Raw genomic sequence first — 19,206 nt, 5'->3', positions numbered from 1 at the left:
TCCCCAACGGCTAGTTGACATCGTTTACGGCGTGGACTACCAGGGTATCTAATCCTGTTTGCTCCCCACGCTTTCGCACCTCAGCGTCAGTGTCAGTCCAGGAGGCCGCCTTCGCCACTGGTGTTCCTTCCGATCTCTACGCATTTCACCGCTACACCGGAAATTCCACCTCCCTCTACTGCACTCTAGCCTGCCAGTTTCAAATGCAATTCCCAGGTTGAGCCCGGGGCTTTCACATCTGACTTAACAAACCGCCTACGCGCGCTTTACGCCCAGTAATTCCGATTAACGCTCGCACCTTTCGTATTACCGCGGCTGCTGGCACGAAATTAGCCGGTGCTTCTTCTGTAGGTAACGTCAAGTACTCACCGTTATTAGCGGTAAGCCTTCCTCCCTACTGAAAGTGCTTTACAACCCGAAGGCCTTCTTCACACACGCGGCATGGCTGGATCAGGGTTGCCCCCATTGTCCAAGATTCCCCACTGCTGCCTCCCGTAGGAGTCCGGGCCGTGTCTCAGTCCCGGTGTGGCTGATCATCCTCTCAGACCAGCTACGGATCGTCGCCTTGGTGAGCCTTTACCTCACCAACAAGCTAATCCGACGCGAGCTCATCCATCTGCACAAGGCCCGAAGGTCCCCTGCTTTCCCCCGTAGGGATTATGCGGTATTAGCTCGAGTTTCCCCGAGTTATCCCCCACAAATGGGCAGATTCTCACGCGTTACTCACCCGTCCGCCGCTCGACGCCTGGTAGCAAGCTACCATCGTTTCCGCTCGACTTGCATGTGTTAGGCCTGCCGCCAGCGTTCAATCTGAGCCATGATCAAACTCTTCAGTTAAGAAAAGCGTTTAAAGTGCCTACGCACTTAAACCATGCTCAGTTCATCATCTGAATTAACAAAAACTTTGTTGACTCGTTCAGAACTGATTATCTGTAAAGACATCGTCCCGAACAGGTCCCACACGTTTGCTTGCCTGATTGTTAAAGAGCTTGGAAGCCTTGGCTTCCTGACTGCGTCCTTGGCGTGTTGCCGTGTCCGCCGTCTCTGTGGGGGCGCATTCTAGAGATTTCCGGGGGACCGTCAACACTTTTTTCATCACTTTTTTATCAAACGGTCACCTTTTAGGCATGACGGGCAAAAAACCATCGAAAAGCCCCATATATGGTGGTTTCTTGAGCAGATCTCTTTTCGAATCAATGCCTTTCAGACCTGACCTATGGGCAAGACTGACACTAACCAAGCCTCATTTATGCCTCAGACGCCCGAAAAATATCAACTTGAGGCAGGGTGAAACAACAAAACCACCCTGATCCGCCAAAAGCAGCCGAGAAAGAGCGACAAAGGATGCCGCTATAACCTCTCTGCGAACTTCTCATTGAGGCTCTAAACCTCCGATACAGACCCGCCTCCATCAACAACTCGGCCAGACACTTAATCGCGTAGCCACTATCTGCCATGCAGACAGCCATCCCAATACGCAATAAGTTGACTATTGTCACCGCGCAGGGCTCATAGATGTATCTACATTCTATCCCTGAGGCAAAGCCCCCCGATGCATTTACTAAGCTTTCCCTTAAGGCAAAACGGAAAAAGGGAGGCCCTGGTTAGGCCTCCCCTATTTAGATACACGCAACAGCAGATTTGGCACGGAAGCGCCACACTCAAGGGCTGATATCAGGGCCCGTCAAACAAATCCTTGCCTCCAGCCTGATCTAACTCATACCAACGAGTCTTCTGCAGCGGACAGCCCTGGAGCTCACCGCCATCATGGACGCTGGTCCCGGACAGCACGACCAGCGAGCCACCAGCGCCACAACTGCTGCTGCCAGAGCCGCCGCCGCCTCCGCCGCCATCACCACCGGACCCTGGCGGCAAGATCAACACCTGAGGCGTTGAAGGCAAACCTTCAGTTGTGCTCTCGGTATAACGGTCGTTGACAGTACCAGAATTGTTACCATCCAGCCCTTGTGGTGAACCATTCGCGGCTGAGACCGCATACAGGCGGGACTTGCTCTTAACCGTACAGGTTTGCTGCAGGGAACCGGTATCCGGCAGATAGGTTGTAAAGTAAATGGTGCCCTGGACGATTGCCGGGCTGGACAACACTTTCTCACCGTCACCCTTTAACTCGATCATCCAGCCGGGCTTGTCCTTTAACTGATCTTCACTGGGGCTGGCATTGGAGGTGACATCCAGCAGATCCCCATCAGTAATGACCTCAGCCGGCGCTTGGTCCGTCAGGGCACTGCTGTCTTCCAGCACGAAAAAGTGCTCATCAGCCTGGGTATCCAGCGGATGGGCACGGTAACCGGAACCCAGCGCCACCCTCAGGAGCCAGGTATCGTTGCGCTCGCCCAACGTAATGGCTGGCGCCTCGTAAAAGCGGCGGCGACCTTCGTCTCCCCCCGCACCATCACCCAGTTGCGCCAGAGTAACGACCCGCTTGACCAGCTTGGAGGCACCGTCATTCTGGTTATTCAGGTCCACGCGGAACACCTGCCCCCCCAGATCCGCCGCATACAGATAGTCTGTAAAGCCATCAAAGTTGATATCCACCGCCGAGACCGCACCGGGAATGCTCCACTTCATGTCCGAGTGAGAATCCCGAGCCAGCCCACCACTACTGCCACCGGCGGTAACTTTCCAGATCAGGCCACCAGTATTGGCATTGACCACATAGATGGCGTTACCCATGAGGTCACCGCTACCACTGAATTGCCCCTCCGCATCGTGGTCGAAGGGACTATAGCCACCACCAAAGATCAACACCGGGACCGCCTTGTCATCGAGCATGACCTGCCCCAGTGTCGGTGGAGACCAGGTCTGCCCCATCTCCACAAAGGCACCATTACCGCCACGAATACGCCACAGCCAGCGCGGTCTCTCCTTGTCGCTCACATCCAGAGCATAGTAATTACGGCCACCGCGTCGCATCCCACCATAGAGGTAGACCTTGTCCACCTTGGTCATATTGTCCGGATCCGGCTGGCGCCATACCGTCCAAGGGCTGTCGAGCCCATAGGTGGTGCGGTCGTTATCCGCGTCCAGAGGAGGCTGGCTATAGCGCTTGGCGGCCATTGCCGCCTGTTCCGCGGGCATGAAGGTGAAATATTCCTTGCCAGATTTAGCATCCAGAGCATGGAGCATGCCGTCGTTGGTACTCACAAAGAGCACGTTATCCTGCTTGTCTGGATCCTGGCGAGCACTCTCGATATCACCCTGGTAGCCATAGTTCACCAGACGCGGCTCACTATGCAAGGGATCCCCCCAGGACGTCATCAGCTTGCCGAACAGCAGATTTCGCTGTTCATCGCTTGCACTGGCATCCAACCCATACTCGGTCTTCTCCAGATCATCAGGCATCTGGATAAGCGGTATGGACGTTGAAGAGGCGGAGGTTCCGCTGGCACTGCCGATGTCATCGTCATTGCTGGCATCAGCCACAAATAAACGCCGCTTTTCATCACCCAACAGACTGCGTGCACCCCCGAGGGTCACCTCAGGACCATCCACATCCTTAGACCAGAAACTCCGCGAATTTTCCATAAAAAATCCGGTATTGGGATCCACCGCCGCATTACCATTCTGGTCCACCAACTCCGGCGCATCATCTCCCAAGGCAAGACGATAACGCTTCAGGTTGCCTTCCCAGCGGGAATCCATTTCCGGCCCAAAAATAGCGTAGTACAACTGATCCAGATGCTGCATACGGTTGAGCTGATTTACCGCCACCCCCGGTGCCGCCACCGTGCTGTTCACATCGGAGATGGAGTTGATGATCTGCCGCAATGCACTTTCCAATTCGGTGGCCGAGGCCGCCGTCAGCGCAGAACCCTGGCCGGCGTCTGCCACTTCAGCCAGCTGCGAGGCGGTCGTGTCGTCCAGGTGGAAGCCTACCGTATGGGTATGGACTGCACTTTTCTGCGTATTTTCGGTTCCGTCGTACAGCCAGCTGGCCAGCTGCTTCATGCAGGCAAAGCTTGCCGCTGCGCCACTAGCTCCCCCCTTGCAATCACCCGGCTGGCCGGTGGTAGACGCGACCTGGCCATAAGCCCTGTCTGAAGTAGGCTCGCCATCGGTCATAAGAATAATATGGTTGGAACTACACTGCCCGGCGTTGCTGTCCAGAGGCGTGTTGTACACACCATTCTGGTCGAAACCTACCGCATCCGGTTCACCGCGGGCAAATACCGCTTTCTGCCCCATCATATACTTGGCCATCTCGGTATAGGCTTCCATCAATGGCGTGCCGCCATTGGGGGAAATGTTGTTCACCTGACGTTTCAGCTCATCGCGAACCCGCTCGCCATAATTGCCCTGATCAGCGCTCAAGGCAGTCATGACCAAACTGGCAGCATTGGCCTGCCCGGACTCCACCGCGGCCAGACGCACATTCTTGTCTGCTGTTACCGTCAACACCAGGCTGCCATTGGCCTGCCAGTTACTACTGGACATAGCCTCAGACACGATATCCGTAACATCCACTTCATGAATCACATCATTGCCATCGAAAGCACCATCCGCGCCTTCCGTAACGTAGGTTACCGCGGTGCCTGTTGAACGATTGCCGAGATTGTTGTTGCTGCTCTGCAACGCTGCTCCGGAGCCCGCTTCCGCACGGATAGTCAAGGTGACATCACCGTAGGCAGGTGTTTCCACTGTTTCAGTACGACAATAAGTAGGCCACCAGGGATAAGGGCACACTTTTTCCTCAACCAACCGGGTTGCCCCTTTGGCTCCCTTGAAACGCAGTATCGCTTTCTCGATCACATCCGGCTGAGCCTGGGACAAGCGCGAATCGAAGGGAATGGCAGTGAATCGCAACCCCCCAACACGGGAAGATTCAACCTGAAGATTGCTGGAATCCAGCGTCACCTGGCCCCCGGCAGTTTCCCAGGCATCGTTACTGCCGTTACCAATGGCATAGGCCATGCCCTGATTACAGGAAAGCTGGTCTCGGTAAGCCTGCCCATCGGCCGGACCGCCAATCACGGTCAAATTTTCGTTCTGGCCCCAGGTCACGCGCAGGCGTGGAGGGTTGCCATTGCGGGAACCGTAGGCATGAATCTCGCGGGTATTGTGCGGCGCAAGACTGCGAAAACGCAGTGCAAGCCCCTGCCCCCCACACCAGCCCGAACGGGACGTAGCCGCCTGCAGCAATGCAGTGACATCCACATCCTGACGATTGTCGCGCCGATCCCACTGCCCGGTTACAGAGGAGGAATAACCCGAACTCCAGCTACGATCTGAAACAGTATTGAGAGCGGTGAACGGTGAACTCAGCCCTGCTACGTCATAAGCCCCCTCCAGTTTCATAAGGCCACTGGCATCCTCACTCGGATCCACTTCCAGTACCGCTTCCTTGATAACCGCATAACGCGGGACATCCACGGCAGGGAAAAACAGGCCCACCTGACCATCCGCCTGGCCGCCATTGGGAAATTCGATGGTGTCACTGGTAGCCTGGAGGTTACCGGCACCGTCTTCCACGATGTCGCCATACTCATCCTCAACAGCATGACGCACCTGAGTATTGATCAGGGCATCCAGGGGCTCTACTTGCCGCATGACATAGCCACCAGTGGAACCCTGCAATCCATTGCCGTTGCCATTCTGCCGGTAGCGACCAATGCCCATGCTGATACCGCCGCCGAGACTGTCTACCACATTGGTGAAGGCTTCCTTAAGCTGGTTGATGCGGCGGTTTTCCACATCATCACAGGCCTTCACATAGCGGCCGTTATATTCTTCATCCTCACACCACACCATGGAGCCGGAAGTATCGATCAAGACCATGACCTGAGCATCCGAGCCCGAAAGTGAGGGAGAAAGATAGATTTCAGTATCGTCAGCGTAAACACCGGGCGCAGATAGCAGGCAGCAAAGCGCAATCAATCCTGTCCTTAGAGATTTCATGAACCCCCTCCTGTTCTAGTTATTCTTGGACTGGGCAATGAGTGTGCCCGGATCCGTCATGGCCTTTACGTGGAATTCCTGTACGTGGTAACTGGCGACCTGGAAGTCTGGCGCTTTGCCCTCTGCCGCCATTTCCATCCGGTGTGGCACCAATAACTGCTGCCCATTAAGCTGAGCGCCTTCAAGTAATGACAAGTCAGGAGAGACGCCAGTCTGTACCGTGCGGGATTGAGCCTGTAACAGGCCACGAGAATCGAACCGAGACGTCTGCGCGCAAGCCCCCTGACTGTTAGGCGCGGTAGCCTGCTGACAACGACGAACCGGGGTACCATCAAGCAAAATCAATAACATCGGCGAACTGTTATCAAGCACTTCGTCGTAGGTGTAGGCCAGAGATGATTCCGCCGCATGGAAGGTCATCGCCGAAAGCTGTGCGCCTGTGGAGATGCGGGCATTGAACATGGACATGCGCATGGCGGAAACTCCCATGAGCGCCAGCACAACCAGTAGTAAAAGCGTAACAACCAGGGCCACCCCTTGCTGGGCGAATCGAGTCTCCCACATACCCCCTCCTCGTTTTTGGGTGCAGCGTAACGCTGGCGCGCTGCTACTTTGCCGCAAAACCGTATCAAATGTTTTTTTTGGTCACCGACATGGCCTGTTTACTCTTTTGTGTAATTACAGCCGGCGACTGATTAAGAATCAGGATTATCTATACAACAACCAAATGCGAACAAGGTTCACAGAGTGGCAAAATCACACAATATTTGAGCAGAGTAAACCCCGGGAGCGGCAAAACGCCAATTTTTTCATAGATATGCGACTTTTAGCACACCTGTGGTGACAAGGGAAGGCATAGGCAGACGAGAGTTCAATAAGGGCGGGAAATGCCAGCGAACCAAACAGGCCCGCTGGTTGATATCGGAGAAACAGTGCGAAGAAGGCTGAAAATCAGGAGCGGCCAGGTTTACGCAACCCCCACAGACTCATGATGAGTCCTGCAGCGACATAAATGATCGCCACCGCCAGCAACACCAGGGGCGGGTCCAGGAAAACGATAGCAAACGCCACGATCACCCCGAGCAGCACCTTGAAGGGAACCCGGCCGATATGGAATTCCTTGAAAGAGTGATACTTCACCGAAGACACCATCAGCAGACCGGCACCAGCGACCACCAACGCCACCACCCACGAGATCTCGTTGCCATCCATACCCCGACTGGCCCCCAGCCACACCAGCGTCGCCACCAGACCAGCTCCTGTGGGGCTTGGCAGGCCGATGAAGAAGCGCTTATCGGTGCTTTCAGCCTGCACATTGAAGCGCGCCAGACGCAACGCAGCACAAGCCACATAGATAAAGGCGGCCATCCAGCCAAACTTGCCCAGCTCGGACAATCCCCAGGAATAGGCCACCAGCCCCGGCGCCACCCCGAAGGCCACGCAGTCAGACAGGGAGTCGTACTCCGCGCCAAATTTGCTCTGGGTATTGGTAAGTCGAGCCACCCCACCATCCAGGCCATCCAGGATACCGGCCACGATAATACCGATGGCAGCATGCTCGAACAGGCCGTTCATGGCCGCCACGATGGCATAGAAGCCGGCGAACAGGGCCCCGGTGGTAAACAGATTGGGCAGCAGGTAAACCCCCTTGTGGCGGGCGCCGGTACGGTGCTCGGCTTCCACTACCTCAAAGGTGTCAGGCTGCTCCGGTGTGGTTGTCTTGTCGTTGTCCTGCATGGTGGTCCATCCAAATTGGGTGTGACTAGTCTAACTCAGTGACCGCAAACAAAAAACGCGGCCGAAGCCGCGTTTTTTGATGATCAGGACATGATATTAATTCTTGCTCTTGTCCACGATCTGGTTTGCCTGAATCCACGGCATCATGCCGCGCAGCTTCTCACCCACCTGCTCGATGGGGTGCGCCGCGTTGTTGCGACGGGCCGCCGTCATGGACGGATAGTTCAGGGCGCCTTCAGAGATGAACTGCTTGGCATACTCACCGCTCTGGATACGCTTGAGAGCGTTGCGCATGGCCGCACGGGATTCGTCGTTGATGACTTCCGGGCCAGTCACGTACTCACCGTACTCCGCATTGTTGGAGATGGAGTAGTTCATGTTGGCGATACCGCCTTCGTACATCAGGTCAACGATCAGCTTCAGCTCGTGGAGACACTCGAAGTAGGCCATTTCCGGGGCGTAGCCAGCTTCAGTCAGGGTCTCGAAACCGGCTTTGACCAGCTCGACCGCGCCGCCACACAGAACTGCCTGCTCACCGAACAGGTCGGTTTCGGTTTCGTCCTTGAAGGTGGTTTCGATGATACCGGTACGGCCGCCACCCACGCCGGAGGCGTAGGACAGAGCCACGTTTTTGGCGTTGCCGGAGGCGTCCTGGAAGATGGCGATCAAGTCAGGAATACCGCCGCCTTTGGTGAACTCGGTACGAACCGTGTGACCCGGCGCCTTGGGAGCGATCATGATCACGTCCAGATCAGCGCGCGGCACGATCTGGTTGTAATGGATGGCAAAACCGTGTGCGAACGCCAGGGTCGCGCCTTTTTTCAGGTTCGGCTCGATTTCGTCACGGTACAGCTGGGACTGGAACTCGTCCGGGGTCAGGATCATGACCACGTCAGCTGCGGCAACAGCGGACGGTACATCGCTAACTTTCAGGCCATGGGCTTCGGCCTTGGCGATAGAAGAAGAACCGGAGCGCAGACCGACAGTCACGTCTACACCGGAATCATTCAGGTTGCAGGCGTGGGCGTGCCCCTGGGAACCATAGCCGATGATGGCCACTTTCTTGCCCTGGATGATGGAAAGATCGCAATCCTTGTCGTAATACACTTGCATGCTCATAGCTCAGGCTCTTTCAGATATCGGAAATCGATTGCAGGCAGACGCTCAGGGAGTCTGCCTGGACAGGCCCGCCACTCTAGGCTATCCGTCGCATTGCGTAAAATGATATATTTGAAACATTGCATTGCGAATAGTGCAACAAAAAGCGATATAGCAATCTATGGATACCAAACCCCTGCGCCTGTTCCTGACCCTGGCGGACACCCTGCATTTCGGACGCACCAGCACCATGTGCCATGTGAGCCCGTCCACGCTCAGCCGCACCATTCAGCAGCTGGAGGACGAGCTGGGCGTACCGCTGTTCTACCGGGACAATCGCAGCGTCACCCTGACCCGGGAAGGCCAGCGTTTCCAGGAATACGCCCGCGACACCCTGATGCGCTGGGACGGCCTGCGCCATGCCCTGCAGGAAGACCGGCGCGTGCTGCAGGGGGAGCTGAGCCTGTATTGCTCGGTGACTGCCAGCTACAGCTTCCTCTACGACATCCTAAGCAGCTTTCGCCACCAGTACCCGCGTATCGAGCTGAAACTGCACACCGGCGACCCGGCACAGGCGGTGCAGCGTATCCAGCACGGCGAAGAAGATATCGCCATCGGCGCCCGTCCGGACCACCTACCCGCCGGCATCGCCTTCCGCCCCATCGCTCGCTCCCCACTGCTGTTCATTGCCCAGGCCGGCCAGGCCCAGCTGGCGGAACGCCTTAACGGCACCGCCAGCAAAGCGGCCTGGGAGGATGTACCAATGATTCTTTCCGAAGAAGGCCTCGCCCGGGAACGGGTGGATCGCTGGTTCCGGCAACTGGGCGTAAAGCCGCACATCTACGCCCAGGTGGGCGGCAATGAGGCCATCGTCAGCATGGTCAGCCTGGGGTTCGGGGTGGGCGTCGTGCCGAAGATCGTACTGGACAACAGCCCCCTGGCAGGCCGCACCCGCCCCCTGGATGTGCAGCCGACACTGGCGCCTTATGAAGTGGGGCTGTTTACGCAGGAGCGGCGACGTGAAGAGCCGTTGATTCAGGCCTTCTGGTCACAGCTGCCAGAATAGTTCTTTCTGCAGGAGCCACAAAAAAGCCGCTCCGAAGAGCGGCTTTTCATATGGCGTCAGACATCGAGGGTTCTTACAGGCTCAACACCTTCTCGCCCCGGGAGATACCGGACACGCCGGAACGCACCACTTCCAGTACCTGGGTTTCCCCGATGGCACCGATAAAGGCATCCAGTTTGTCGGAAGCGCCGGTGAGCTGAACGGTATAGACAGTGCTGGTCACATCCACGATCTGGCCGCGGAAGATGTCCACACTGCGCTTCACCTCGGCACGCTGGGCACCGGTGGCTTTTACCTTGATCAGCATCAGCTCGCGCTCGATGTGGGCCCCTTCGGTGAGATCCACCAGCTTGACCACCTCGATCAGCTTGTTCAGGTGCTTGGTGATCTGCTCGATCTTCAGATCATTACCAAAAGTGGTCAGGGTCAGGCGCGACAGGGTGCTGTCTTCGGTGGGCGCCACCGACAGGCTTTCGATGTTGTAGCCCCGCTGGGAGAACAGACCGATCACCCGGCTCAGTGCGCCCGGCTCGTTTTCCATCAGAATAGAGATAATTCGACGCATCAGGTCCGCTCCGTCTTGCTCAGCCACATATCACGCATGGAACCATCTGCAATCTGCATCGGGTACACGTGCTCGGTGGGGTCCACATAGATATCCATGAATACCAGGCGATCTTTCAGGGCAAAGGCTTCGTTCATGGCCCCTTCCAGGTCCTCAAACTTGGTCACCTTCATGCCCACATGACCGTAGGCTTCCGCCAGGGCCACAAAGTCCGGCAAGGACTCCATGTAGGACTGGCTGTGGCGGCCACCGTATTGCATGTCCTGCCACTGACGCACCATGCCCAGGGCCTGGTTATTGATGTTGATGATCTTCACCGGCAGGCCGTACTGCAGGCAGGTGGAGAGCTCCTGAATGTTCATCTGGATGGAGCCTTCACCAGTGACACAGGCCACGGTGGCGTCCGGGAACGCGAACTGCACGCCCATGGCCGCCGGCAAACCGAAGCCCATGGTTCCCAGGCCACCGGAGTTGATCCAGCGACGGGGCTTGTCGTACTTGTAGTACTGGGCGGCAAACATCTGGTGCTGGCCCACATCCGAGGTTACATAGGCGTCACCACCGGTGGCCTTGTAAAGGGCTTCCACCACCTGCTGGGGCTTCATGGGACCGTTTTCATTGGTCTCATAGCGCATGCCGTGAACCTTGCGCCAGCCTTCAATCTCTTCCCACCAGCGCTCCAGCGCCTTCTGGTCCGGCTCGCCACCGTGCTCATCCAGAGCCGACAACATCTCTTCCAGCACCTGGTGCACCGGCCCCACGATGGGGATATGCGCCATAATGTTCTTGGAGATAGTCGCCGGGTCGATATCAATGTGAATGATCTTGGCACCCGGACAGAATTTCTTCACGTTGTTGGTCACCCGGTCGTCCAGGCGAGCCCCCACCGCGAGAATCACATCGGAGCTGTGCATGGTCATGTTGGCTTCATAGGTGCCATGCATGCCCAGCATGCCCACATTCTGCGGATCCGTGCCCGGGAAGCAGCCCAGCCCCATCAGGGTATTGGTTACCGGGAAGTTCAAGCGGTGGGCCAGCTTGGTCAGCAGTTCGCTACCCTCGCCCTGGATCACGCCGCCACCCGCATAGATCACCGGGCGCTTGGCTTTCATCAGCTCTTCCACTGCCTTGCGGATCTGGCCGGAGTGGCCACGGCTGACCGGCGCATAGGAACGCATCTTGACCTTTTTCGGATACTCGTAAGGGTTCTTCACGTTCGGCGCGGTCTGATCCTTGGGAATATCGATCAGTACCGGACCGGGACGGCCGGTGGTGGCAATGTAGAACGCCTTTTTCATGATCTCCGGAATGTCCTTGGCATCGCGGACCATGAAGCTGTGCTTCACCACCGGACGGGACACGCCGATCATGTCGGTTTCCTGGAAGGCGTCATCGCCGATCCAGTCGGAGCGCACCTGGCCGGACAGCACGATCATGGGAATGGAATCCATAAAGGCAGTGGCCAGGCCGGTAATGGCATTGGTAGCGCCCGGACCGGAGGTCACCATCACCACACCAGGCTTGCCGGTGGCACGGGCATAACCGTCCGCCGCATGGGTCGCCGCCTGCTCGTGACGGACCAGAATATGGTTGACCGTGTCCTGCTGGAACAGTGCATCGTAAATGTGCAGCACGGACCCTCCGGGATACCCGAAGATGTACTCCACTCCCTCGTCTTGCAGCGCACGGACCACCATCTCCGCGCCGGATAACATTTCCACGGTTGCTACCTCAAATTAAAATGCATACAACCCACTGCCATGCAGCGGGACGGGGTTTACAACTTGCTGCCTGCGGATAAAACACCGTATTTGGGTGCTATTGGATCCTGTCGGAGGTGGCCGACACGAACGCAGGCTGGGAGGGCGACACGGAGGAACTGCAGACCTTAAAGGGATTACTCCCGCTTTCAGGAATGAGAAACCTCCGGAGGCTCCCACAGCGGGACGAGAGTGCAGTAATACTGCTGGCAGGACATCGCGGTAACGGTGCCCCGGGTCCCGGCCTCACATTTACCGGTAAGCAAATGCGGGTCCCGATCTCCGGAAAGGCCCAATTTTGTCAGAAATGTGCGACGAATCAAAGCCCTTGATCGGGTTTGGGTTGCAGAAAATCCCTTTAACCGGTCATGCTAAAGTACGAGAGTTGAAAACCATCCAATAAGAAGACCGACACTATGACCAAATTCAGCCTGTTGCTTGGCAGCGCTCTGCTCATCCTCGCCAGCGCCAGCTCGGCGGCCAAGTTCTACAAATGGGTGGACGATAATGGCGTCACACACTATGGCGCCAACCCGCCGCAGGGAGTGGCATCCGCGGAAGTGAACACCCGCGCCAATGCCAGCTCCGACCAGGACAAGGCTCTGGAGTCCCTGCAGGAAAAACGGGACCGGGCCGCCAAAGAGCGCGAAAAAGCCGAACGGGCCGCACAAGAGGCACAGCGGGAAAAAACCGACCCGGAGGCCGTCCAGCAGGAGCGTTGCGAGCAGTATCGCAAGAACCTGGACATCCTCATCAACAAGCCGACGGTTCGCCAGGAGAACCCGGAAACCGGCGAGATGGAAGTGATTGACCAGGACAAGCGGGAGGAAATTCTGGAAAAAACCCGCAAGGCGCTGGAGCAATGCGAAGCGTCCTAGCCCCATTCAGGTAAACACAAAAAAGCCGCAGATCACTCTGCGGCTTTTTTGTGGTAATGACAGCGGATCAACGATCAAACGTGAACCGGTCCTCGTCCACCCCGATCGAGATCGTATCTCCCTGCCCAAACTCTCCTCTGAGCAAGGACTGGGCCAGTGGGTTTTCCAACTGTTGCTGGATGGCCCGCTTCAGGGGCCGGGCACCATAGACCGGGTCGAAGCCAGCTTCCACCAGTTTATCCAGCGCCGCATCGCTGAGCTCGAGGCGGATATCCCGCTCAGCCAGCCGCTTACGCAAGTAATCCAACTGAATGCCGGCAATACCCTTGAGCTGATCCTTGGCCAGCGGATGAAACACCACGGTCTCGTCCACCCGGTTGATGAATTCCGGGCGGAAGTGGTTACCCACCACCTCCATGACCGCCGCTTTCATGGCCTCATAATCGTTGTCTCCGGCCAGTTTCTGGATCAGGTCGGAGCCCAGATTCGAGGTCATCACCACCACGGTGTTGCGGAAGTCGACGGTACGGCCCTGGCCATCGGTCAGGCGACCATCGTCCAGCACCTGCAACAGGATGTTGAACACATCCGGGTGCGCCTTTTCCACTTCATCAAGCAGCACCACTGAGTATGGCTTGCGGCGCACAGCTTCGGTCAGGTAGCCACCCTCTTCGTAACCCACATAGCCCGGAGGCGCACCCACCAGCCGCGCCACGGAGTGTTTCTCCATGAACTCGGACATGTCGATACGGACCATGGCCTCTTCGGTATCAAACAGGAAGTTCGCCAGCGCCTTGCACAACTCGGTCTTGCCCACCCCGGTGGGGCCGAGGAACAGGAAGCTGCCATTGGGGCGGTTCGGATCGGACAGCCCGGCCCGGGAACGACGAACCGCATTGGCCACTGCTTCCACCGCTTCTGCCTGACCAACCACCCGCTGGTGCAGGGCCTCTTCCATGCGCAGCAGCTTGTCCTTCTCGCCTTCCAGCATCTTGGCCACAGGAATCCCGGTCCACTTGGACACCACCTCGGCGATCTCCTCGTCGGTGACCTTGTTGCGCAGCAACTGGTTCTCGGTCTGTGACTGCTGCTCTTCCTGGTCCTGAGCCGCCTTCACCTTTTTCTCCAGCTCCGGGATCACCCCGTACTGCAGCTCGGACATGCGGTTCAGATCCCCGGCGCGACGGGCCTGCTCCAGCTCAACACGGGCCTGCTCCAGCTCCGCCTTGTATTCCTGGGCACCCTGCAAAGCGGCTTTTTCGGCTTGCCAGATTTCCTCCAGATCCGCGTACTGCTTTTCCAGCTCGTCGATATCGGCTTCCAGTTTTTCCAGCCGCTTTCGGCTGGCGTCATCCTCTTCCTTACGGAGCGCCTGACGCTCCATCTTCAGTTGGATCAGGCGACGATCAAGACGATCCATTTCTTCCGGCATGGAATCAATTTCCATACGGATACGGCTGCCAGCCTCATCGATCAGATCAATGGCTTTGTCCGGCAGCTGCCGATCAGTGATATAGCGATGGCTGAGCCTTGCCGCGGCAATGATGGCGCTGTCGGTGATATCCACACCATGATGCACCTCATAACGCTCTTTCAGGCCGCGCAGAATGGCGATGGTGTCTTCCACCGTAGGCTCGTCCACCTGCACTTTCTGGAAGCGACGCTCCAGGGCCGCATCCTTTTCGATGTACTGGCGATATTCATCGAGCGTGGTGGCGCCGACACAGTGCAGCTCACCCCGGGCCAGGGCCGGCTTGAGCATGTTGCCGGCATCCATGGAGCCTTCGCCCTTGCCGGCGCCGACCATGGTGTGCAACTCATCGATGAAGAGGATGATGCGTCCTTCCTGCTTGGCCAACTCATTGAGTACCGCCTTGAGACGCTCCTCGAACTCGCCGCGATACTTGGCACCAGCAATCAGGGCTGCCATATCCAGAGACAGTACTTGTTTGTCCTTCAGGCCTTCCGGTACTTCGCCGTTGACGATGCGCTGGGCCAGCCCTTCCACAATGGCGGTCTTGCCTACCCCGGGTTCGCCGATGAGAACGGGGTTGTTCTTGGTGCGACGCTGCAATACTTGAATGGTGCGTCGGATTTCATCGTCACGACCGATCACCGGGTCCAGCTTGCCGGACTCGGCCCGCTCGGTCAGGTTGACCGTGTACTTGTCCAGTGCTTCACGCTTGTCTTCCGCATTGGGGTCATTCACGGCTTCACCTCCCCGAACCTGGGCAATCTTTTCCGCCAGCGTCTTCCTGGTGACACCGGCATTCTTCATCAACTTGCCAAGCTCGCCGTTATCATCACAGGCTGCCAGCAACACCACTTCGGTGGACAGGTACTGATCCCCTCGCTGCTGGGCCTCCCGGTCCGCCATGTTCAGCAGACGACCGGTGGCCTGGCCCATCTGCACATCGCCATTGAAGTTGCTGACCGTGGGCAGCTTGTCCACCGCCATATTCAGGGCGGTAATCACATCGCCAACGTTAGCGCCAGCTTTCTCCAGCAACGGCTTCGCCGCCCCACCCTGCTGCTGCATCAGCGCCAGCATCAGGTGAACAGGCTCAATGGTGCTGTTGCCCTGCCCCACGGCCAGGGATTGCGCGTCTGACAAGGCTTCCTGCAGGCGTGCGGTGAGTTTATCCATTCGCATTCGGGCTCTCCTTTCCGGTTGTGATCCGCGCTCCAGCCCCCTGTCGGCAAGCCAGCCACGATCACCGGTTGTTTTCAATACTGACCGAGATATGGGTCCGATTGAGCCAGACTCAAGAGTAAGGGAAGGACACAGGAGGTAATATTGCTGCGGATCAAGAAACGGAATGGATATAGCAAGGAATCGCGCCGAGGTGTCACTGGTACGAGTAACTCGAACCTCGCTACTCGCTTACCGGTTCGATTCGCACAGCCAGCGGCACACCTATTCGTCGAGCCAGATCAGGGACGCAAACCGACCCGTGTCGCCTTCTTTACGGTAGGAATAGAAACGTTTGAGATCGCAGGCCGTGCAAAGTTCGCCTCCCTGGACATCCTCCACCCCCAGACGGGCCAGTTCTATCATGGCGGCATGGGCGACGGAAAAGCGCCAGTGATGAGGGGTAGCGTCCGCCTGAAAGGCCGCTTTGAAATCAACATGGGCGTCCACAAAGGCCCGGTAGACCTCATCTCCCACCTGGTAGCATTTACCGCAGATGGCCGGGCCCAGCCAGGCGCTGACCGGCTCGCCGCCCGGGGCAATCCTGTTCACCCCTTCGGCAACGATGCCCGCCTGCAGGCCGCGCCAGCCCGCATGCACCGCCGCGACGGCACTACCATCGGTGCGCGCCAGCAGTACTGGCAAACAGTCAGCGGTAAGCACCACGCAGGGCCAGCGCTGCTGGTCGGTCCAGACCCCATCTGCTTCATTATCGGGCTCATCTGCCCGAATAACCCGCTTTCCATGAACCTGTTTCAACCAAGGCACCGGGTGATCTGCCTGCAGCAGCTTTTCCACATGATGGCGGGCCTGCTCCACCCGGGCAGGTTGGTCGCCGCAATTCATGCCCAGATTGAAACCATTCCAGGGGGGCGGCGAGTGACTGCCGGCACGGGTAGTCACAGCCACACGCACTGCCGGGTGTGGTTGCCAGCTGGGCCACAGCCATTGTGATCGGGCGGGAAGGCTCATCCTGCACTCCTGGTCACTCAGAAAGAGCAACGTCCTTCGGCTTTTTTCAGTTTGAAGACGACTTCATGTGGTGCCGACGTTGCTGGCATCACCACACCTCCGAAGTCCTTTCCTCCGGCGGTAATCATTGGCGCCCCAACAGCCGCTGATGACATCGCCGTCACCGTATGGGTGCCGTGTTTAATATCCGTCACCTTTGCCAGCTCCGAATCTGAGAGTTCCTGGCAGCGCCGTTCGAGATAATCATCCAGCCAACTCCAGCGGGTTGCCTGCTCGGCGACGTAGCTGATCTTGTACTGGCGATTATCAAGCCGCTCCTCCTGATACCCTTTGGTGCCATCCCAGGCATGGTAGGTACTGATGCAGCCCGACAGCGAAAGGGACAGCAAAGCCGTCCCCACATTCACGATTTTCATCATTCAACTTCGTCCTTGAAGTGTTACTGATCCTCGGGTCGAGCGTCTTGCTCCAGTACCCGAATCAGCTCTTGCATATCCTCAGGCAGCGGCGCTTCGAATTCACAGTATTCGCCCGTGGCCGGGTGAATCAAGCCAAGTTTGCGGGCGTGCAGGGCCTGGCGAGGAAAGCGCCGCAGGGCCTCACGCAGGGCTTCACTGGCACCGGCAGGCTGCTTGAGGCGGCCCCCGTAGAGCGGATCACCCACCAATGGATAGTTGCGATGAGCCATGTGCACGCGAATCTGGTGGGTACGACCGGTTTCCAGCTGCACCTTGATGCGGGTGTGGGCCCGGTAACGATCCAGAACACGGTAGTGAGTAACCGCTTCCTTACCCCCGTGCTTCACCACCGCCTGTTTTTTGCGGTCCACCGGGTGGCGCCCTATAGGCGCATCCACTTTGCCCCCCCCGGTCATCACCCCCACAGCAATGGCCTCATACTGGCGAAACAGGCTCTTGTCCTGCAACTGCGCCACCAGACTCTGGTGGGCTTCCAGCGAGCGTGCCACCACCATCAGGCCGGTGGTATCCCGATCCAGCCGATGAACGATACCCGCGCGGGGCAGGCTATTGAGCCGCTCATCCAGGTGCAGCAGGCCATTGAGCAGGGTGCCATCCGCATGGCCCGCTGCCGGGTGCACCACCAGACCGGTAGGCTTGTTAATCACGATCAGATCGTCATCCTGATAGACCACATCCAGCTCAATGGACTGGGGAAGATCGTCCAGTTCCGGCGCGATCTCCACCTCCAGAGCCAGGCATTCATTGCCAATCAGCTTGTCCTTGGGCTTGGCCTTTGCACCATTAACCGTCAGCACCCCATCCTTGATCCAGCCCTGCAGCCGCGAGCGGGAGAACCCCTCGAACAGCTCGGCAGCAGCCTGATCGACCCGTTGCCCCGCCTGATCTGCGCGCACCTGCTCGCTACGCTGAATTTTCTCGCCGCCAAGATGTCCCATAGTGCAACCTGTGTTTAAATGCCGTATCTGATTTACCAAGCCCGTCATTGTAACCGTTTAACGAGGAAAGAATGCCACGTCTTTTATGGCCACTGTTGGGCCTGATGCTGCTAGCTGGCTGTGCCAGCAACAAGGACCGCCCGGAATTGACCGAGGCGGACCAGTATCGGGAAGCCAGCGAGTCACTGGAGTCCAAGAACTACCTGACCGCCATTGACCAGCTCAAGGAGCTGGAAGCTCGCTTCCCCTATGGCGATTTTGCAGAGCAGGCAGCTCTGGATCTGATCTACGCCCAGTACCGGGCGGTGGATTACCCAGCCACTGTGGTCGCGGCCCAGCGTTTCATGCGCAACTACCCGGCCCATCCTCGCATGGACTACGCGCTGTATATGCGCGGTCTAGCCAACTTCAATATGGAGAAGGGCCTGTTCGACAACATGGTAAGCTCCGACAAGTCCAGCAAGGACATGGGAGCAGCCAAGGATGCGTTCCGGGATTTCGAGCGCCTGGTGAACCGCTTCCCGGATAGCGAGTACGCGCCGGATGCCCGTTCACGGATGGTCCATATCCGTAACCAGCTGGCCCGCCAGGAACTCCATGTGGCCCGCTACTATGCGCGCCGCGGCGCCATCATCGCCTCCATTAATCGGGCTCAGTATGTGGTTAAGCATTTCCAGCAGACCCCTGCCGTCCCCGAGGCACTGGCTATCATGACGAAAGGCTACCAGCGCCTGAAGCAACCGGAACTGGCAGAGAAAAGCCGCAACGTACTGGCCCTGAACTGGCCGGACAGCAAGTTCCTTGACGATGACAAACAGGTCGACCTGGCCTGGTGGCCAGACGAGGACGATGGGCTGCTGAGTTTGCTGACGTTTGATTTGCTTTGATTCAGGCTCAAGTTACAAGTTGAAAGTTGCAACGCGAACCAGCCAATCAGTAATTAAGAACGCAAGAGGCCGCGCCCCGGCATAGGGGCGCGGCCTCTTGCGTTTCAGTAACACAAAAGCGTCAACCGCGTTGCAACTTTAAACTTTCAACTTGAAGCTGCCGTTAATCTCCCGGCCGCCAGCCGTTGGTGATCGGGTAGCGCCGATCCTTGCCAAAG

At 57.7% G+C, this 19,206-nt stretch carries 13 protein-coding genes and 1 rRNA gene; 3 read left to right on the top strand and 11 right to left on the bottom strand.

Going from position 1 to position 19,206, the window contains the following annotated elements; all coding sequences use genetic code 11:
• The 5 genes from HUJ17_RS10630 to ilvC form a co-directional block, all read right to left on the bottom strand.
• Nucleotides 1-837, bottom strand: a 16S ribosomal RNA gene (locus tag HUJ17_RS10630); the annotation flags it as partial.
• 837 nt (nucleotides 838-1,674) lie between these two features.
• Complete coding sequence (locus HUJ17_RS10625; protein WP_290510668.1) at nucleotides 1,675-5,796, bottom strand: PilC/PilY family type IV pilus protein; 4,122 nt, start codon at nucleotides 5,794-5,796, stop codon at nucleotides 1,675-1,677.
• A gap of 135 nt (nucleotides 5,797-5,931) precedes the next feature.
• Entirely contained in the window at nucleotides 5,932-6,480 is a 549-nt protein-coding gene (locus HUJ17_RS10620; protein ID WP_290510667.1) for a PilX N-terminal domain-containing pilus assembly protein, read from the bottom strand.
• 387 nt (nucleotides 6,481-6,867) lie between these two features.
• Entirely contained in the window at nucleotides 6,868-7,653 is a 786-nt protein-coding gene (gene pssA, locus HUJ17_RS10615) for a CDP-diacylglycerol--serine O-phosphatidyltransferase (protein ID WP_290510666.1), read from the bottom strand.
• Nucleotides 7,654-7,749: 96 nt separating this feature from the next.
• On the bottom strand, nucleotides 7,750-8,766 hold the full coding sequence (gene ilvC, locus HUJ17_RS10610) for a ketol-acid reductoisomerase (RefSeq protein WP_290510669.1): 1,017 nt from the start codon (nucleotides 8,764-8,766) through the stop codon (nucleotides 7,750-7,752).
• Between the two features lie 166 nt (nucleotides 8,767-8,932).
• On the opposite strand from ilvC, the gene ilvY reads away from it, so the two are divergent.
• Nucleotides 8,933-9,817: an HTH-type transcriptional activator IlvY gene (gene ilvY, locus HUJ17_RS10605; RefSeq protein ID WP_290510665.1), complete on the top strand. Its 885-nt coding sequence runs from the start codon at nucleotides 8,933-8,935 to the stop codon at nucleotides 9,815-9,817.
• A gap of 73 nt (nucleotides 9,818-9,890) precedes the next feature.
• Here ilvY and ilvN read toward each other — a convergent pair whose 3' ends face one another.
• Both ilvN and HUJ17_RS10595 read right to left on the bottom strand, forming a co-directional pair.
• Nucleotides 9,891-10,382 carry an acetolactate synthase small subunit gene (ilvN, locus tag HUJ17_RS10600; protein WP_035250069.1) on the bottom strand — a complete coding sequence of 164 codons (492 nt, stop codon included), beginning with the start codon at nucleotides 10,380-10,382 and terminating at the stop codon, nucleotides 9,891-9,893.
• Nucleotides 10,382-12,103: an acetolactate synthase 3 large subunit gene (locus HUJ17_RS10595; RefSeq protein WP_290510664.1), complete on the bottom strand. Its 1,722-nt coding sequence runs from the start codon at nucleotides 12,101-12,103 to the stop codon at nucleotides 10,382-10,384. Before HUJ17_RS10595 ends, ilvN begins: the two co-directional genes overlap by 1 nt.
• Nucleotides 12,104-12,558: 455 nt before the next feature.
• On the opposite strand from HUJ17_RS10595, the gene HUJ17_RS10590 reads away from it, so the two are divergent.
• A complete protein-coding gene (locus HUJ17_RS10590; RefSeq protein WP_290510663.1) occupies nucleotides 12,559-13,020 on the top strand; it encodes a DUF4124 domain-containing protein in 462 nt (153 codons plus the stop codon).
• 67 nt (nucleotides 13,021-13,087) lie between these two features.
• Here the strand turns inward: HUJ17_RS10590 and clpB are convergent, their stop codons facing one another.
• The 4 genes from clpB to rluD form a co-directional block, all read right to left on the bottom strand.
• On the bottom strand, nucleotides 13,088-15,673 hold the full coding sequence (gene clpB / locus HUJ17_RS10585; protein ID WP_290510662.1) for an ATP-dependent chaperone ClpB: 2,586 nt from the start codon (nucleotides 15,671-15,673) through the stop codon (nucleotides 13,088-13,090).
• Between the two features lie 264 nt (nucleotides 15,674-15,937).
• The gene (pgeF, locus tag HUJ17_RS10580) at nucleotides 15,938-16,684 is read right to left on the bottom strand and encodes a peptidoglycan editing factor PgeF (RefSeq protein WP_290510661.1); all 747 of its coding nucleotides are present in this window, start codon (nucleotides 16,682-16,684) and stop codon (nucleotides 15,938-15,940) included.
• A gap of 17 nt (nucleotides 16,685-16,701) precedes the next feature.
• Nucleotides 16,702-17,103 (bottom strand): hypothetical protein, encoded by a 402-nt coding sequence (locus tag HUJ17_RS10575; protein WP_290510660.1) that lies wholly within the window; start codon nucleotides 17,101-17,103, stop codon nucleotides 16,702-16,704.
• A gap of 20 nt (nucleotides 17,104-17,123) precedes the next feature.
• Nucleotides 17,124-18,101, bottom strand: a complete 978-nt coding sequence (gene rluD / locus HUJ17_RS10570; protein WP_290510659.1) for a 23S rRNA pseudouridine(1911/1915/1917) synthase RluD — start codon at nucleotides 18,099-18,101, stop codon at nucleotides 17,124-17,126.
• A gap of 71 nt (nucleotides 18,102-18,172) precedes the next feature.
• On the opposite strand from rluD, the gene HUJ17_RS10565 reads away from it, so the two are divergent.
• Nucleotides 18,173-18,988, top strand: a complete 816-nt coding sequence (locus tag HUJ17_RS10565) for an outer membrane protein assembly factor BamD (RefSeq protein ID WP_290510658.1) — start codon at nucleotides 18,173-18,175, stop codon at nucleotides 18,986-18,988.
• Nucleotides 18,989-19,206: the final 218 nt, after the last annotated feature.

Origin of the sequence: Alcanivorax sp. (assembly GCF_014762765.1) — a bacterium.
Lineage (GTDB): Bacteria > Pseudomonadota > Gammaproteobacteria > Pseudomonadales > Alcanivoracaceae > Alcanivorax.
Note: the sequence above shows the minus strand (reverse complement) of the source record. Positions and strands in the feature narration are given on the sequence as shown.

Bases quoted from the DNA above. Each gene is read 5' to 3' on its own strand.
- HUJ17_RS10625 (WP_290510668.1), bottom strand. From the start codon at position 5,796: ATGGTCTTGATCGATACTTCCGGCTCCATGGTGTGGTGTGAGGATGAA.
- HUJ17_RS10620 (WP_290510667.1), bottom strand. From the start codon at position 6,480: ATGTGGGAGACTCGATTCGCCCAGCAAGGGGTGGCCCTGGTTGTTACG.
- pssA (WP_290510666.1), bottom strand. From the start codon at position 7,653: ATGCAGGACAACGACAAGACAACCACACCGGAGCAGCCTGACACCTTT.
- ilvC (WP_290510669.1), bottom strand. From the start codon at position 8,766: ATGCAAGTGTATTACGACAAGGATTGCGATCTTTCCATCATCCAGGGC.
- ilvY (WP_290510665.1), top strand. From the start codon at position 8,933: ATGGATACCAAACCCCTGCGCCTGTTCCTGACCCTGGCGGACACCCTG.
- ilvN (WP_035250069.1), bottom strand. From the start codon at position 10,382: ATGCGTCGAATTATCTCTATTCTGATGGAAAACGAGCCGGGCGCACTG.
- HUJ17_RS10590 (WP_290510663.1), top strand. From the start codon at position 12,559: ATGACCAAATTCAGCCTGTTGCTTGGCAGCGCTCTGCTCATCCTCGCC.
- clpB (WP_290510662.1), bottom strand. From the start codon at position 15,673: ATGCGAATGGATAAACTCACCGCACGCCTGCAGGAAGCCTTGTCAGAC.
- pgeF (WP_290510661.1), bottom strand. From the start codon at position 16,684: ATGAGCCTTCCCGCCCGATCACAATGGCTGTGGCCCAGCTGGCAACCA.
- HUJ17_RS10575 (WP_290510660.1), bottom strand. From the start codon at position 17,103: ATGATGAAAATCGTGAATGTGGGGACGGCTTTGCTGTCCCTTTCGCTG.
- rluD (WP_290510659.1), bottom strand. From the start codon at position 18,101: ATGGGACATCTTGGCGGCGAGAAAATTCAGCGTAGCGAGCAGGTGCGC.
- HUJ17_RS10565 (WP_290510658.1), top strand. From the start codon at position 18,173: ATGCCACGTCTTTTATGGCCACTGTTGGGCCTGATGCTGCTAGCTGGC.